The sequence below is a fragment of the Pseudomonas sp. 1176_21 genome, from assembly GCF_052850635.1.
The window spans coordinates 878,869-892,942 of record NZ_VXCV01000001.1; the positions used below are offsets into that span (position 1 = coordinate 878,869).

At 60.2% G+C, this 14,074-nt stretch carries 16 protein-coding genes; 9 read left to right on the forward strand and 7 right to left on the reverse strand.

Annotated features, from left to right (window positions below; all coding sequences use genetic code 11):
• Positions 1-6 precede the first annotated feature (6 nt).
• The 3 genes from FW760_RS04175 to FW760_RS04185 form a co-directional block, all read right to left on the reverse strand.
• The gene (locus FW760_RS04175; protein ID WP_446443629.1) at positions 7-1,896 is read right to left on the reverse strand and encodes a phage terminase large subunit family protein; all 1,890 of its coding nucleotides are present in this window, start codon (positions 1,894-1,896) and stop codon (positions 7-9) included.
• 43 nt (positions 1,897-1,939) lie between these two features.
• Positions 1,940-2,464 carry a terminase small subunit gene (locus FW760_RS04180; RefSeq protein WP_116054151.1) on the reverse strand — a complete coding sequence of 175 codons (525 nt, stop codon included), beginning with the start codon at positions 2,462-2,464 and terminating at the stop codon, positions 1,940-1,942.
• A 135-nt stretch (positions 2,465-2,599) separates the two neighbouring features.
• Positions 2,600-2,947, reverse strand: a complete 348-nt coding sequence (locus FW760_RS04185; RefSeq protein ID WP_446443630.1) for a phage holin family protein — start codon at positions 2,945-2,947, stop codon at positions 2,600-2,602.
• Positions 2,948-3,027: 80 nt separating this feature from the next.
• On the opposite strand from FW760_RS04185, the gene FW760_RS04190 reads away from it, so the two are divergent.
• Entirely contained in the window at positions 3,028-3,294 is a 267-nt protein-coding gene (locus FW760_RS04190; protein ID WP_446443631.1) for a DUF1883 domain-containing protein, read from the forward strand.
• Between the two features lie 309 nt (positions 3,295-3,603).
• Here FW760_RS04190 and FW760_RS04195 read toward each other — a convergent pair whose 3' ends face one another.
• The 4 genes from FW760_RS04195 to FW760_RS04210 form a co-directional block, all read right to left on the reverse strand.
• On the reverse strand, positions 3,604-4,071 hold the full coding sequence (locus FW760_RS04195; protein ID WP_446443632.1) for a hypothetical protein: 468 nt from the start codon (positions 4,069-4,071) through the stop codon (positions 3,604-3,606).
• Positions 4,072-4,398: 327 nt separating this feature from the next.
• Positions 4,399-7,083: a DUF5906 domain-containing protein gene (locus FW760_RS04200; RefSeq protein WP_446443633.1), complete on the reverse strand. Its 2,685-nt coding sequence runs from the start codon at positions 7,081-7,083 to the stop codon at positions 4,399-4,401.
• On the reverse strand, positions 7,080-7,283 hold the full coding sequence (locus FW760_RS04205; protein ID WP_446443634.1) for a TraR/DksA C4-type zinc finger protein: 204 nt from the start codon (positions 7,281-7,283) through the stop codon (positions 7,080-7,082). Before FW760_RS04205 ends, FW760_RS04200 begins: the two co-directional genes overlap by 4 nt.
• On the reverse strand, positions 7,276-7,764 hold the full coding sequence (locus FW760_RS04210) for a phage regulatory CII family protein (protein WP_116054166.1): 489 nt from the start codon (positions 7,762-7,764) through the stop codon (positions 7,276-7,278). The genes FW760_RS04205 and FW760_RS04210 overlap by 8 nt, the downstream gene beginning before the upstream one ends.
• Positions 7,765-8,220: 456 nt before the next feature.
• Here FW760_RS04210 and FW760_RS04215 point away from each other — a divergent pair, with 456 nt between their 5' ends.
• The 8 genes from FW760_RS04215 (at position 8,221) to FW760_RS04250 (ending at position 14,066) form a co-directional block, all read left to right on the forward strand.
• Positions 8,221-8,934 carry a S24 family peptidase gene (locus tag FW760_RS04215; protein ID WP_446443635.1) on the forward strand — a complete coding sequence of 238 codons (714 nt, stop codon included), beginning with the start codon at positions 8,221-8,223 and terminating at the stop codon, positions 8,932-8,934.
• A gap of 149 nt (positions 8,935-9,083) precedes the next feature.
• Entirely contained in the window at positions 9,084-9,254 is a 171-nt protein-coding gene (locus tag FW760_RS04220; protein WP_158554934.1) for a hypothetical protein, read from the forward strand.
• Complete coding sequence (locus FW760_RS04225) at positions 9,251-9,760, forward strand: hypothetical protein (RefSeq protein ID WP_446443636.1); 510 nt, start codon at positions 9,251-9,253, stop codon at positions 9,758-9,760. The genes FW760_RS04220 and FW760_RS04225 overlap by 4 nt, the downstream gene beginning before the upstream one ends.
• On the forward strand, positions 9,757-9,996 hold the full coding sequence (locus tag FW760_RS04230; RefSeq protein WP_116054173.1) for a pyocin activator PrtN family protein: 240 nt from the start codon (positions 9,757-9,759) through the stop codon (positions 9,994-9,996). The genes FW760_RS04225 and FW760_RS04230 overlap by 4 nt, the downstream gene beginning before the upstream one ends.
• 88 nt (positions 9,997-10,084) lie before the next feature.
• The gene (locus tag FW760_RS04235) at positions 10,085-10,594 is read left to right on the forward strand and encodes a hypothetical protein (RefSeq protein ID WP_446443637.1); all 510 of its coding nucleotides are present in this window, start codon (positions 10,085-10,087) and stop codon (positions 10,592-10,594) included.
• The gene (locus FW760_RS04240) at positions 10,587-12,263 is read left to right on the forward strand and encodes a DNA cytosine methyltransferase (protein WP_446443638.1); all 1,677 of its coding nucleotides are present in this window, start codon (positions 10,587-10,589) and stop codon (positions 12,261-12,263) included. Before FW760_RS04235 ends, FW760_RS04240 begins: the two co-directional genes overlap by 8 nt.
• 20 nt (positions 12,264-12,283) lie before the next feature.
• The gene (locus tag FW760_RS04245) at positions 12,284-12,649 is read left to right on the forward strand and encodes a hypothetical protein (protein ID WP_446443639.1); all 366 of its coding nucleotides are present in this window, start codon (positions 12,284-12,286) and stop codon (positions 12,647-12,649) included.
• A gap of 223 nt (positions 12,650-12,872) precedes the next feature.
• Complete coding sequence (locus FW760_RS04250) at positions 12,873-14,066, forward strand: tyrosine-type recombinase/integrase (RefSeq protein ID WP_446443640.1); 1,194 nt, start codon at positions 12,873-12,875, stop codon at positions 14,064-14,066.
• The last annotated feature ends 8 nt before the right edge of the window (positions 14,067-14,074 follow it).

The window sequence follows — 14,074 nt, forward strand, 5'->3', positions numbered from 1 at the left end:
AAACCTCTAGTAGCCGGCGCGGCTCCGCGTACCCCGGCCACGGGCGGCTGCCCGTCGCGGTACCGGCGCCACCGCCTGCTCGGTGTTGAAAAGGGTTGGCTGCAGCAGTTGCTGCTCCAGCTGGTCCCACTCGTGATCGCGTAGCAGATGGGTCTTGAGGCTGCGGGCCGCGTGCAAGGCGTACACTTCACAGTCCAGCGCTTCGTTGCGCCGGCCGGCCTTTTTCTGCCAGACCATCTTGCTGGGGTTGCGGGGATGCGGCGCTAGCACCTCGTTGGTCAACTGCTCGTAGTAGTCCGAGCGAATCTCGCTGTACCAGTGCATGCGCCCAGGGCCCGAGCCTTTGAGGCGAAGACGGCCATCAATCAGGGTCTTTGCCTTGTGGGTACCAACGATGTGCACGCGCAGGCCGTATTTAGCGGCCTTGGTGTTGTCCTGGGAGGTATCGACCGACTGCGCGGGCTTGGTAAAAATCTCCTTATCCCGGCTGTCGATGGACGCACCCTTGATCGCCATGATGTTGAATCGCTGCCGATCGCGCACATAGGTGTACACCGCATCACTGGTATTGCCGTCCGAGCTGTCGATGCTGACGCCCGACACGGCCAGAAACGCACCACCTGCCGTAGGGATAGGCTGGGCAATGACCCGATCCAGCTCTTGCCAAACCGGGTCGTGCGGGTCGATCGGGTTGCCGTGCAGCTCGCCCCAGTAGAGGCGCCAGGACTCTTCGCCCCGACCCCAGCCGATAATCGTCAGCGCCAGGCGGTCACCCTGCACGTCCACACCTACCGTGACCAACAGCACGCCTTGCGGTGCCGTGAGTTCGGCGTAGGGCTCGGCACGTTTCTCCAGCTCATCCGTCTTCGGTGCATCGCTCTGGTACTCGTAGCTTTCGCCTTTTGAGCTGTTCACAAAGGCGATCATCGGGCCGATGTTGCCCTGTGATGCCGCATGCTCGGCTTGCAGCTTCTTCTCCACCAGAACCTCGAAGCGCGAGCCCCAGAACGTTGCGTAAAGCTCATTGAGGATGAACCCGGCGATGCCGCGAAACTCGGCGGTAGCTTCCCAGCGGCCGTGCTTGAGGTTGGCATTCTTTTGGTTGTCGTCCCATATCGAGCCGCAGTGCGGGCAGGAATAGAATGCCGTTTCCGGGCGACGCTTGCCGTACACCTCGTGGTGGTAGGCCGGGTCTTCGTCGCAGTGCAGGTTGTCGAAGCTGAGCGCGTGGTCCTGGCCACAATCGTGGCAAGGCACCAGGCCCACCCGCTTGTCCGACAACTCCAGCTCTGCATCGATTGCCGACAGGCCCTTGATGGTCGGCGTACCACCGATGATGATCTTCGAGCGCCGGAAGGTCTTCAGACGCTCCTTGGCCAACTTGATGCTGTCGCCCTGCCCCCGCAGGTTCAGGTTGCAGTCGTCGGGTTCTTCGATTGCCACTCGCGGTACCGGCGTGGACTTCACGCTCGCGGGGCTGTTCGAGCCAACCATTTTCAGGAACCCACCGGGAAAGCGCTTGAAGTCCTGGCGCTGCTGCAGCTTGCGGCTGCGCAGGTCGATCTTTTTTCGCAGCCGTGGGGTCGCCTCGATCATGGGCTCAAGCTTCTCGCCGACGTACTGCTTGGCGGCTTCGGCCTTCGGGAACAGCACCAGGATCGGCGATGGGTCGATGTCTATCCACTTGCCCAGCGCGTTGCCCAGCACGCCCGAGGTCCAGGCCACTTGGGCGGACTTGCGTCCGACGATCTCGCTGACGGCTGGATCGTCCAGCGCCTCGAGCGGACCACCTGGCCAAGTCAGGTGGGGTGTTACGTCGAACCGGTACTTACCGGGCCGTGCCGCCTCCTCCGGCGCCAGCCAGCGGTACTTGTCTGCCCACTCGATGATGGTCATCCGTGGCGGTGGCGCCCATTTACGGCAGGCTGCGCGCAGCGCTTTACTCGCCGCCTTCCTCAAAGCCCTCCGGATCGTCCGGTTCGTCAGGATCTCCAGCTGACTGGGTATCATCATCGTCATACTCAGACAGCCTCCTCAGTATCGATTCGATGGGTTCCCTGATGAGTTGGTCGTCGACCTCGATGCCGTACCGCGCAGAGAGTTCGGACGCCAACGCATCAGGGAAGGTGTTGAGTAGCTCGACCTTGGCCGAGGTGATCATGGCCTCGAAACGCTCGACCAGGTCGGCGGCGATGACCACTTCGCCGAGGTCCTTGGCCAGCGCCAGCTCCTCCCGGTTGGCCCGCACGCGGTCGAGCCGGTCGCGGGAGGATTCCTTCTTGCCGTTGAGCGATGCCTGGTGCATCAGCCACTCGATCACCGCCTGGGTGTCGTACTGGTTTTCGTTGCCCCGGCCGACGCCAAACTCAAGTACCGGCATGCCGTCGCCCTGCCATCGGGTCAGAGTGCGTTCGTCACGGCCGACGATGTCGCTCAAGTCGACCTTGCTGACTATTCTGCCCATCGCTAACCCCTTGAAAAGACGGACATCCCTGCAAAAACCTCAGCTGCAGCGATCCCGCGAGTTCCCTAACCCGTGTAGGGGGCACCCCCGAGGGAGGACCCAGAAAATCTGGCGCCAGGCCGGGGGCATACCCGATCACTGACCTGCATTGCCACTTGAGGGTGGGATGTCGCAGACGCCCAGCCGCTTGGCTGCCCAGCGTTCGTACAACCCGATGGCTACGTCAGCACCCGCCATTGCGGTCAGGCAACCGAATGCTCCAGCCGCCCAGATCGAAACCCCCATCGAGTACAGCAGCATCATCGTCGACAGGCCGCAGACAATGCAGGCGCCCGACCTAAGTGCAATCCGCCGCACCAGCCCCCAGCCTCGAACACCAGCCTTGTCTGCACGCCACATTTCCCCTGACACACCACCGACCAGGGACAGTACGATCACCATCCAGATCGGCATTTCAATCAACGTTTGCTGCTCGTTTGTCATATTTGTACTCAATTCTCAGGGCAAGCCGAAATAAGAGGATCTAATGTCAATGTGCAATCATCACTAGGCTAGGAGACCGAATGAAGTTTTTGCACTCGCGTGAACACTTGAACGAAGGCGACATCGTCGAGGTTTGGTGCTCACATCAATGTAACGTCCGCCTAACAACAGATTCCCACTTCTCAAATTTCAAGAATGGGCGTCAGCACACTTACTACGGCGGCTTTTATAAAATGTTGCCCGCTCGAATTTCTGCACCGCACAGCGGGTACTGGAACATCACCATCGACCTAGGTGGGGGCTCGGCCAATATCAAACACTCCATCACTGTCCATCGAAATGGATAACTCCCCACGGCACTGCTCGAGCGCGTGACCCAACGCCTGCGCAATCTGTTCGAGCGTTCCATCTGCCCCGTAGCTTTGGCTAGTTAAGCCACCTGCGGGGCCTCTTGCCCAAAGCACCAAACCGTTTTCATCCTTAACCTGAACTTCCATTTGGACCTCCTGGTTACAAGGCACCATAAAAAAACCCCGCCAAGTGGCAGGGTTCGTATCGTGCTCAATAATGAGACTGAGGACGCGCCGAAGCGCAATTTGCAGATCGTGGTGACTTTTTACCCCCGACCGGAAAAACCGAAAAGGGGCAAATTTCGGTCATTCGCTTCGGCTCACCTTTGACGCAAGTTCAACACCACTTCGCCGCACTCCATCCCGACGAGCGGTATGTGGTCGACAGGTGCGAATCGTCAGAATCAGAAGCACCTGCTGGTGCAGCGCTCTGATCCAGTTGCGATAGGTACGGTCCGCATCCTCATGCAAGCCAACCTCGCGCATCTGTTCGCGGATGCTTACCGCGTGCAGGTAACGAAACCGGGCAAGCTTGACGAGCACCTTGCCCCGCGCGTCCCGTCGATGCAGCTCGGCCAGTGCCGCATCGACCTCAGCCGCAATGTGATCCAGCCCCGCACCACCAATCAAAATCCGGGCACCAGGAGTGCCGCGCGGGGCATTGCCCTTCCATTCCATGATGCTGCCCATCTGGCTGCCCAAGCCGGCCCCGAGGCCGAGCCGCTTGCTTTGCTCGCCCCAATGCTGCAACAGGCCATCAACGTCCTTCAGCATGGCGCAATCTCCCCCGAAAACCGTACCCAACACAAAAATGAACTACCCAACACAAACCCGACACAGCAAAAAACCAATAAATACAGGGCACTAGAAGAATTTGTGTTGAGTGTGTTGGGTTTGTTGGGTTTTTCAGTGCTCGCATGAGGTTTAATTTCTGCTGACAAACGACCTCAAGAAATGACGCGCATGCGCGTGCGCGACGACAAACCCAACACACCCCACACAGACCCCGGCAAGCCGCGTAACTCAAGGGCAAAACATGTGTTGACCACTCAACATCAACCCGACACAAACCCAACACACCCACCACACCTGTAGACGCACTCATGCTGCCAGCACCTTGATGTGGTCCCAGCCATCGACATTCCAGCCCGCAAGCTTCGCCTTGGCTCGCCAGTCAGTCACCGTCTTGCCCAGCTCGGCCGCTGTTAACGATGGGGGCAGGGAAGCATCAGGGTCGTCGGGGAAAAAGAACGCCGCGAAACGTCGTGTACTTCCATCGGTCCAGGGTATAGGCCGCGTCTTTTCGACCGACGAGCTGATGAACAGGGAGAACTTCGTCTGGCTCATGGAGTGCTCCCGGTTGCGCTGGCACCACTCCAGGAACAAGGCATACAGGTCTGAAGACATGCAGCAGCCCCACAACCCAGGACCAAGGTCGCCGCAACGCCATAAGCTCATGAATGTCTGCCAAGCGGCCCGACTCAAGGCCACCAGACGCTCCCGCGCCGGTGTGCTCGGCGGGCGCGTGCGCTCGTTGAAGTCGCCCAGGTCAACGTTCAGCAACCAGGCGTACAACGCAGCCACACCACCGTTCTTCAACTCGGCGCCAATGGCCTTCTGTCGCTCGACGGGCAGCGTCTCCATCGGCCACATGACCAGCATGCGGCGGTCACTCTCGCTGATCGGCCAGGGAAGGATTTCGTTGCTGAGGAACACCGCATTCATGTGGTTGGCTTCCTCCCAGCCGTTGATGAACTTGGATTCCATGCGCACCGTCTTGCCCGTCACCAGGTGCTTGATCTTGCCTACTTGGTTGTAGCGCTGATCGCGGCTGACAACCTCCTCGAACACTGCCCAGAGCTTGCGGCTCTGCCAGGCGTTGAACGAGCCTTCCAACTGGGTCTGCCCCACTGTGGCCGCGTATTGCCCGTACAGCTCACCCATTGCATCGGCGAACAGCAGGCTCTTACCGGAGCCCTCCATGATGGAGTGCATCAACACTGCCGTGTCCATCTTGGCGCCCAGGTGCTGCAGCGGGTAGGCCAACCAACGTACCAGCCACTCTGTGGCGTCCTTTTCGTAGTTGCACAGAAACGAGATAAGCCACCGTAGGTTCTCGCAAGCAGCGTCATCGCGCACCGGCTCAAGCGGCAGCCCTTCGAAGGTGTTGATGTAGGTATTCGGGTCTTTGGTCATGGTCGGGTCGAAAACGATATTGTCGACGTCGACCACCCGCCGGTTGGGGCTGTTCAACCACAAGGCATAGGCATCACCCAGGGCCATCTTGGTGGCCCCTTCAGCAATGCGGCGTTTCTTTTCGCGGTCCCATACGTCCTTGGTGCCGTCGATATAGACGTACCTGTCGATAGGGGCGAGCCCGAGGGCACCGCCCTTCTTGGTGGTCATTCGGCGCAGTTGTTCGATTTCTTGCACCTGGTCGGAGGAAGTCAGACGCTTGTCGGCCAGCTCCATCCACTCCTTCGCTAGCGCCTTGCCGATCAGGGCTTCGAACCCCGACTTCTTCATCACCCGCGCTTTGTCCATGTCCCAGACATGCGTGGTGCCCTCGACCAGGGCGAACCGGCGGCGAACCTCGTCGAGCCCCATAGCCGTAGCCTCCCCCGCTCCCCCGGTGGCCGAGGAGCCGGCCGCGCTGGATGTATCCTGTATCGATGGGGTCGGGGGAAGCTCGCCTAGCGGTGGGGGCTCTGGCGCCCGGCGGGGTTTGTCGATGCCAAGCAGCCGCGCAGCCGCCTTCGTTGCGGCCGAGGTGTCGCCGCCGTGCTCAAGAATGCAGTACACGTCGAAAGCATCGTTCTTGTGTCCGTTGGCCAGGGGGTCGGTACTGTGATGCGAGTACAACTTTCCATCAGTGATCGTCACGCCCGGTAGCCCACTGCTGCTCTGGGGACACAGCCACTTGCCACCGTGCTTGGTGTAGCCATGATTGGCAATCAACGCCTCAAGGTCGTGGCACCGGTTGAACTCATCGATCACCTTGGGCAGTTGCGTGCCACCAACTGCTGCACGCTTCGGCGCAGTAGCCGCCGGCCTGGTCGACTTCGGCGCCCAGGGGCAAATCGACAGGGCCCCGCGCTTGAAGATCTCCCACCCTTGCCAGATCGTCAGTAACTCGGCCGGCAGAACGGGCAAGCCCTCAGGGCTCGGCGGGGTGCGCCATACATACGGTTTGCCGGTACCGGGATGGATCGATGGAGGCAGCAAGTCCTGCACCAGGCCGGCGCGCAGCTCAAGCACCGTGAACGGTTTGTAAGGCTCAGCCGCCGCCTTAGCGTCGGCCTCACCCGCAACATCACCAGCCTGCTTCGCCTTCTTAGCCTCAGCCATGAAGCCGCGAAAGATCGAGCCGTCAGGGTCCGACTCGTTTGGCCACGACAACGAATGACGGGTTAGCTCGACCCCGTCAGGCACCCGGAACATCACGCGAAAACGCGCCGGGTTGCCCACCACGGTCGGGTAGGCAACTGCTAGCGCGTCAAGGTCCAGACCCAGCTGTTCCTGCAGGACGAACCGCGTCCACTGCACATCATCCACGTCCAGGGAACACACACGGCTGGGGCCGAGAACGACCCCGAGGTTATGGGTGGGATACTGCTGCCAGAAGGTTTCTGCAGGCTCGGGGCTGGTGTAGTAACCACCCAGCTTGTTCCACCCGAGCCCTTTCGGGCCCTTCTCACCGGGTTCAATCGGGACTAGGGCGAGGCCAAACGTTTCGATGTAGCGCCGCGCCCATGCGGCCATTGGCACTCCGTTGCGCTCACTCATCGACGCCGCTCCCGCAGGTCCTGGCAACTGGTGCACGTTTGGCAGCCAGGCACAGCCTGGTGGCGCAGCAAAGGAATAACTACCCCGCAATCCTCGCAAAATTCAGCGCTGGGCTGCTGCGAAGGAAGAACACGGCGCCCAAGTGCGACCTGCAGCAGATAGTCAGCCTGGTCACTGGCCCTGTCAGCGATATCAGCCATCGATATGATCCTCCATCGCCTGACGAGCCCCGGCCATGATGCCCAGCACCTCGCGGATAACGTCCGCACCCTGCTTTTCCAGGTCCAGCACTTCGTGCAGCTCCCAGCGCTTGTCGGCCGCTCCCTTGTGCAGGCTGGCGACAAACTCCCCCGCTTCACCCAGCAGTTTGCCAACCGCCTTCAGTGCCTCACGGCTGGCAGGCACAGGAATGGGGCGATACCAGACCGCTCCCGCAGGCCTGACCAAGGCATCAAGCAGGCGCGGGTCGGCGGTTAGCCGGACCATATCTTCCAGCTCATCTGGAGTCAGCCAGCGGCGTTCTTCGTCGTGCTTGAGCTTCTTCTGCAAAGCATCGTTCTCGACGACCATTTCGAATGCAAGGCGGGTAATGCCACCTGAATAGTCACGCCCTGCGCGATAAAGCGCGTGGCGCAAAGAAAGAACCGGGCCAGCGCCCGGCAACAGATCTGTGCGACTCATAACCGTAAAACCCCTGTTTACGGTGTAGCCAAAGGAACGGGCACGCCCTATCCTTCGCCTACGACCGATGTGCATGTGCTGTGTGTCGTCGTAGCTGGTCTGGGGAGGTGAGAGTCCCCAGTCCAGCGCCCTATGCTGCTGCTTTTTTCCGCCGGCTACCTATTCGCCGAATTTCAAACCCTTCAGGCCTCCCATCAGCGCCGCTAAGCACCCGAACATCTCGGCCGCTCAGCATCATTTGAGAGATGGCGCCTTGAGTCACTCCAAGAAGCTCGGCGACTTCGACTTGACTCTTACCCTTCGCAAACTCGCTCAAAGGGACACCGAATTGGACTGTCATATTCAATTCCTCGGATCGGTTGCAGATCCAAATATTAGTCCAGCTCATTTAATGAGGCAAGCAAAAAACACTCACGCTATTTGAGAGATATGAGCATCCCTTATAGCATCTTGACTATGACGACCAAACCGCCCTACATCGCCGAAGAAGCCGCTCGCCTTAAAGCCGCTTATAAAGCCCGCAAAGCTGCAGACCCATCCCTCAACCAGGAGAAGGTCGCAGAGGCATGCGGCTGGGCAGGCCAGAGTGCCGTCAGCCAATACATGACAGGCAAGATCGCCCTCAATCTCCCCGCCCTACTCAGCCTCAGCCGGGTTTTACGTTTTGCGCCAGAAAGTGTCAGCCCCCGACTGGCGGAAACGTTAAGCATGGGCACTAACGGTTCGATGATCAGTTCTCTGGACTCACATCAGAACACCACGGAGATGGGACCGGCGGGGAGGCTGTTGCCTGTGATTGGATATGTGAAAGCCGTAGCCTTCTGCGAGGCAGGCGAAGGAGCTTCAAGGAATGAAATCGAAGAATGGGTTGAGGCTGGGGGTGCTGCAGGCCCTCGCGCATTTGTTCTGCGCGTAGAAGGAAAAAGCATGGAGCCTGACTTCAGCCCAGGCGACAAGGTTGTGATTGACCCTGATATGCCGTGGAAGTCTGGGGACTTCGTTGTAGCAAGGCGCCCGGGCGACAAGGCCGCAACGCTGCGACAAATCACCGAAGAAGGCGGCGAACAGTACCTGTATGCCACGAACCCGGACTGGCCGGATCGCGTGATAAAGATTGATTCCTCTTGGCAGGTGTATGGACGTGCGCGGCGCAAAATCGTCGATCTGTAAAAGCCTGACCTAGCCAAAAGAAGCCCGCCCAGTGCGGGCTTTTTCGTTTCTACGATGCGCACAAAACACTAAATAGCAGTAAAGCTATTGACTAATTAAACCACTAACACTAATTTTATTGCCGTACCCCTCTCACAATGAGTACGACAATGAACGACACACAGCACCTCAAATCAGGCCAGATCCTGATCCACCCCACCACCTGCCACAGCCTCCAGAAGATCTCGGCATTCGAGATGCGTACGGGCTTGAAGGTCATCACCAGCCATGCCGGCCCGGCCCGAGCAATCCCTGTGCAACACACAGGGGGTGCCGCATGAGCGAGTATTTGGTGCCATTGGCAAAGGTCATGCTTCTTCGCCACCTGCTGCTGAATGGAGGCTCATCAAGCTGCCCGGTGCGCCGGCCGGAGGTAACTCTCACCGCCGACATCAACATCGAGCTCGATGGCGAGTCGATCGTTGCCCGTGTGACCTTTGGGCCCTCCACTGGGACCTTGACGCTGCGCCAAGGCGACTCAGCCAACTACCTCCACCTGCGCGACTTTATTCAGGACATCGCCAACGGGCGCATGGATACGGGGCGCCCGTCCGAGCTTGCAATTGCCCTGATGGAGGCATTCGACAGTGTTGACCAGGTGATCCAAGACGACCAGACCGCTTACATCACCCCCACCACCTCGGCGAACTTCCCTTTCGGCGCCGTTGTTACGAACGATCAGGGTGAGGTCTGCGCAGCCGCCATGGGCAGCAGCAAAGAGCACTTGGCCGAGCTGATCCGCGTGAAGTTGCTCTCCCATTCAAAGGGGATCGGGGAAAGGGCATGACTGACACGCTAAACCAACTGCGACGCCAATGGACCACACCGTGTCCGACCCTGACCGCCGTGCGGGAGCATTACTTCCCGCACATCAAAACTGACCGACACCTACGCAACCTGATCAATGCCGGCCGCATTCGCCTCAAGCTGAGCAAGCTGCACCGTTCGGTGCGCGCCGAGCACGTGGTTTACCTGCACGACCTCGCTGCCTATCTGGATGCTCAAGCTCAGTCTGCAGCATGACCAGGCGGCCCCGACCGACAGGGGCGTTACCACCTGCCGCACTCTCACCGGCTCATGCCAGCGGCGAAAATTCTTTGGAGCACAGCACATGCAAACATCACAGCACATTGTCGTGGCCCTGAGCGCCCTCTTGATACTCACACTTGCGGCCCTGCCATACCTGGTCTGCGTGGTCAGACGGCGAGCGACAGAAAGCGGCTTCGCCGCAGGGCTGGCCCAGCACGAGGCAGACCATGCCATTCGGATCGCGGCACTCAATGCCGACGCCGACGCCCTCGCCAAGGAGAGGCTGGACGAACAGCGCACCCACGCGCGGCTCTCAGAGCAGCGTCTGGCTCTGATTGCAGAGCTTGAAGCACGGATCATGTCGTACACCGGACTGGCAGTATCAAGAGCCGATTACGAGCACCTGAAAAACGCTGCAGAGACGCTGCGACTCGCGCGCAACACATGGCAAAAACTGCAGGGTGCCGAGCCGTGGTGCAAGCGGGCCTACGACGAGTGTCAGGGGATACTGGGCTTGGCCAGTCGTGTTCATTCAGAGCTCAGGAAAGCACCGGCCATCGCTGCCACCGTAAAGGAATGCACTCATGCGTAAACACGTACTGAAGCACTTCCATATGTGCTGCGGCTTGGGCGGCGGCGCCAAGGGCTTCAACAAGTCCAAGCCCATCGTGGGCAACCTGCAGGCCGAGTGGCAGTGCATCGGCGGCGTCGACGTGGACCCGGCCGGGTTGGCCGACTTTGAGCGACTGAGCGGCGTGAAGGGCACGCTGCTCGATCTCTTCACCCGCGACCAGTACACCCGCTTCCACGGAAAAGAGCCGCCACCAGGCTGGCGAGAAGCCACGCCGGAAGACATCCGCCGTGCTGCAGGTGGCCAGCGACCCGACGCCGTGTTCATCAGCTCGCCGTGCAAGGGGGCCAGCGGCCTGCTGTCGGAGAAAATGAGCCTTACCCCCAAGTACCAGGCGCTCAACGAGTTGACGCTGCGCTGCATTTGGCTCTTCGGTGAAGCATGGGCAAGTGACCCGGTACCGCTGCTGGTGTTCGAGAACGTGCCACGCCTGGCATCACGCGGCCGGCACCTGCTCGACCAGATCAACAGCCTCCTCTCCAGCTTTGGCTATGCCGTAGCCGAGACCACCCACGATTGCGGCGTGATCGGCGGGCTGGCACAGAGCCGCAAGCGCTTCCTGCTGGTCGCCCGCCACGTCGAGAAGGTGCCGCCCTTCCTGTACGAGCCTGAGCACAAGAACTTGCGAGCCGTGGGCGACATACTCAGGCGCATGCCGCTGGCCGGCGACGTCGAAGCCGCAGGGCCCATGCATCGAGTGCCTGCCCTGCAGTGGAAGACGTGGGTGCGCCTTGCCCTGGTAGAGGCCGGCAAGGACTGGCGCAGCCTCAATGACCTGGAGATAGAGGACGGCTACCTGCGCGACCTCATCATCGTGCCGGAGGCGTACTCGGGCTATCTGGGCGTGAACCAGTGGGATCGATCGATAGGCACGGTCGCCGGCCGGTCCAGCCCCACCAACGGCGCGTTCTCTATCGCAGACCCGCGCTCGAAAGCCGGCGCCCTGCAGTACCAGCAATACGGCGTGCGCCGCTGGGGCGACACCAGTGGTGCGGTGATCGGGGTGAAGTCGCCCGGACAAGGCACGTTCAGCGTGGCCGACCCTCGGCGCGCTGGCGGCGGATTCGGCAAGTACCTGGTGACACCCTATGACAACGCTGCAGGCACGGTGATTGCCGGCAGCACGACGGGACAAGGCGCGTTCGCGGTGCAAGACCCACGACCAGGTATGCGCCGAGTCAAAGGTGACGCCTACCTGCATGGCGGGCATTACGGGGTGGTCGACTGGAACGGCCAGGCCGGCGCTGTGTCGGCGAGTGCCCGGCAGGACATCGGCCGCTGGAGCGTGGCCGACCCACGGGTTCCTGCCGCCAATGATCGCCTGACCTGCATCATCACCAGTCTCGACGGCACCTGGCACAGACCGTTCACCACGCTTGAGTTGGCAGCCATTCAAAGCCTCGTTGAGCCAGAGGAGCAGTTCGAGCTGGACGGCCTCAGCGATCAAGCGTGGCGTGAACGGATTGGCAATGCAGTTCCACCAGCCGCGGCCGAGGCGATAGCACACGTGATGGGCACCACCCTGCTCCTCGCCGCCCAGGGCGAAACCTTCATGCTCAGCAGCATGCCGATCTGGGTGCGGCCGGTTGCAGTGGGGCTCAGCGTCTCTCAATTGGAGTCGACAGTATGAACCCTCACCAGAGAACCAAAATGCTGGAGCTGGATCTTGCCGCAAAGCTGACAACAGACGCCCAACTCAAGTTCACCCAGGAAGTCTATCCCAAAGGTTGCCTGGTAAAGATCCATCACTCCCGTGGGGCGTTCAACGCACGCGTGCTCAGTTACAGCAGCGATGGCCACCAACTGCGCGTCAAAAACTGCATGACTGGCAAACAAACGTATGCCTATCCGAGCTCACCCCGAACCAACACATGGCAGGGCGAGCCATGGGAGTCATCCGTGGAGTTTCTCGAACGTCCGGATCTATGTGGCGTCTGCGATGGCACTGGCTTAGAGACCAGTGGCATGGACGAGCCCCCAACTATCGACTGCCGCCTTTGCAAGGGGATGGAGTAAGCACTTCAGCCCTCGCCTACTGCCGCCCAGGTGGCGGCAAGGAGCCCCTGTTGTCTACGCAATCTGAAGGTGACGTCGACAAGGTCACCGAAAAACGCATGGCCGAGCTGCTGGGCTGTACGCAACGCGCCCTGGAAGGTCGACGCCGACGCGGGATATTCCCCGAAAGCGTCTGGATGAAACACCACGGCCGAATTATCTACAGCAAGAGAAGGTACGACGCATGGCTCGAAAGCCAATGGATTTACCCCCAGGAATCGACGTCCACTACGGATCGCTTCGTCTCCGGTTCATGTTCGAAGGAACCCGACGCAGCGAGACGCTTCCCTATCCCCCGACATCGCAAGGCATCAAAGCTGCATCCAAGCTTCGCGATCAGGTAGCTGGCCTGATCAAGCTCGGCCTGCTGGACCAGGACAAATATGCAGAGCTGTTTCCCAGCTCTGCCAATGCCGTCGGCGGGATTCCAAGCTTTGGCGAGTATGCCCAGCTTTGGCTGGATAGCCGGGAGATCGTGAAAGGGACTCGCAACGGGTACAAAAGCGCGTTGAACCTGTACTGGGTGCCGCACCTTGCCTTGATCAGGGTCGACCTGATCACCACCACCCGCCTGCGGCAGATCGTCGCCGGCACCCAGTGGACCAGCCCAGCAGTGAAGCGCAACGCACTGGTGAAGCTGTCGACCATCATGCGGTCGGCCGTCGAGGATGGCCTGACCCAGAAGAACCCGGCCGATCCCATCCAGCTGCCGAAGCGGAGCAAAAAGGAGGTTGACCCCTTCACGCTGGACGAGGCCAACACCATTCTCGATCGGATGTACGCCGGTACCTTTTGGCCCAGCTCTATCTATGCGGCGTTCTTCGAGTTCGTTTTTTTCACTGGAGTGCGCCTGTCCGAGGCGCTGGCCCTGCGCTGGGATGCCGTGGACCTGAACAAGAAGGTTGCGCACATCAAGCGCACTGTCGCCCTGGGCGAAGTGGTCGAGCGCCTGAAGGTCGGCGGTGACCGCTTCGTGTTGTTGAATGAACGGGCGCTGCATGCCTTGGAGTTTGCACGGCAGTACGCCGAGCGGCGCAAAACAGGCAAGGGCCGTGTCACGGAAACGCCCTATATATTCCCGCCGTCGAAGAACGGCGAGTACGTAAAACAGACGTCTGACCTGCACCATCAGTGGCGACCAGTACTTAAAGAGCTGGGTATCCGCTACAGGAGGCCATATAACTGCCGTCACACGTATGCGACAATATGCTTAATGTCTGGTCTCAACCCCGCATTTATCGCCCAACAGCTCGGGCACAGCGTGCAGATGCTCTTATCGACGTATGCACGTTGGATCAATTCGGCCAATGATTGGCAGGAGCTCGAAAAGCTCAAGATTGGTCCGAAATTGGTCCGCAGCTGCGAAGACGCCTCATAAGTTATTGA

What these genes read in the sequence shown, in the direction of transcription:
- FW760_RS04175 (WP_446443629.1), bottom strand. Translation starts at nt 1,896, where the DNA reads ATGACCATCATCGAGTGGGCAGACAAGTACCGCTGGCTGGCGCCGGAG.
- FW760_RS04180 (WP_116054151.1), bottom strand. Translation starts at nt 2,464, where the DNA reads ATGGGCAGAATAGTCAGCAAGGTCGACTTGAGCGACATCGTCGGCCGT.
- FW760_RS04185 (WP_446443630.1), bottom strand. Translation starts at nt 2,947, where the DNA reads ATGACAAACGAGCAGCAAACGTTGATTGAAATGCCGATCTGGATGGTG.
- FW760_RS04190 (WP_446443631.1), top strand. Translation starts at nt 3,028, where the DNA reads ATGAAGTTTTTGCACTCGCGTGAACACTTGAACGAAGGCGACATCGTC.
- FW760_RS04195 (WP_446443632.1), bottom strand. Translation starts at nt 4,071, where the DNA reads ATGCTGAAGGACGTTGATGGCCTGTTGCAGCATTGGGGCGAGCAAAGC.
- FW760_RS04200 (WP_446443633.1), bottom strand. Translation starts at nt 7,083, where the DNA reads ATGAGTGAGCGCAACGGAGTGCCAATGGCCGCATGGGCGCGGCGCTAC.
- FW760_RS04205 (WP_446443634.1), bottom strand. Translation starts at nt 7,283, where the DNA reads ATGGCTGATATCGCTGACAGGGCCAGTGACCAGGCTGACTATCTGCTG.
- FW760_RS04210 (WP_116054166.1), bottom strand. Translation starts at nt 7,764, where the DNA reads ATGAGTCGCACAGATCTGTTGCCGGGCGCTGGCCCGGTTCTTTCTTTG.
- FW760_RS04215 (WP_446443635.1), top strand. Translation starts at nt 8,221, where the DNA reads ATGACGACCAAACCGCCCTACATCGCCGAAGAAGCCGCTCGCCTTAAA.
- FW760_RS04220 (WP_158554934.1), top strand. Translation starts at nt 9,084, where the DNA reads ATGAACGACACACAGCACCTCAAATCAGGCCAGATCCTGATCCACCCC.
- FW760_RS04225 (WP_446443636.1), top strand. Translation starts at nt 9,251, where the DNA reads ATGAGCGAGTATTTGGTGCCATTGGCAAAGGTCATGCTTCTTCGCCAC.
- FW760_RS04230 (WP_116054173.1), top strand. Translation starts at nt 9,757, where the DNA reads ATGACTGACACGCTAAACCAACTGCGACGCCAATGGACCACACCGTGT.
- FW760_RS04235 (WP_446443637.1), top strand. Translation starts at nt 10,085, where the DNA reads ATGCAAACATCACAGCACATTGTCGTGGCCCTGAGCGCCCTCTTGATA.
- FW760_RS04240 (WP_446443638.1), top strand. Translation starts at nt 10,587, where the DNA reads ATGCGTAAACACGTACTGAAGCACTTCCATATGTGCTGCGGCTTGGGC.
- FW760_RS04245 (WP_446443639.1), top strand. Translation starts at nt 12,284, where the DNA reads ATGCTGGAGCTGGATCTTGCCGCAAAGCTGACAACAGACGCCCAACTC.
- FW760_RS04250 (WP_446443640.1), top strand. Translation starts at nt 12,873, where the DNA reads ATGGCTCGAAAGCCAATGGATTTACCCCCAGGAATCGACGTCCACTAC.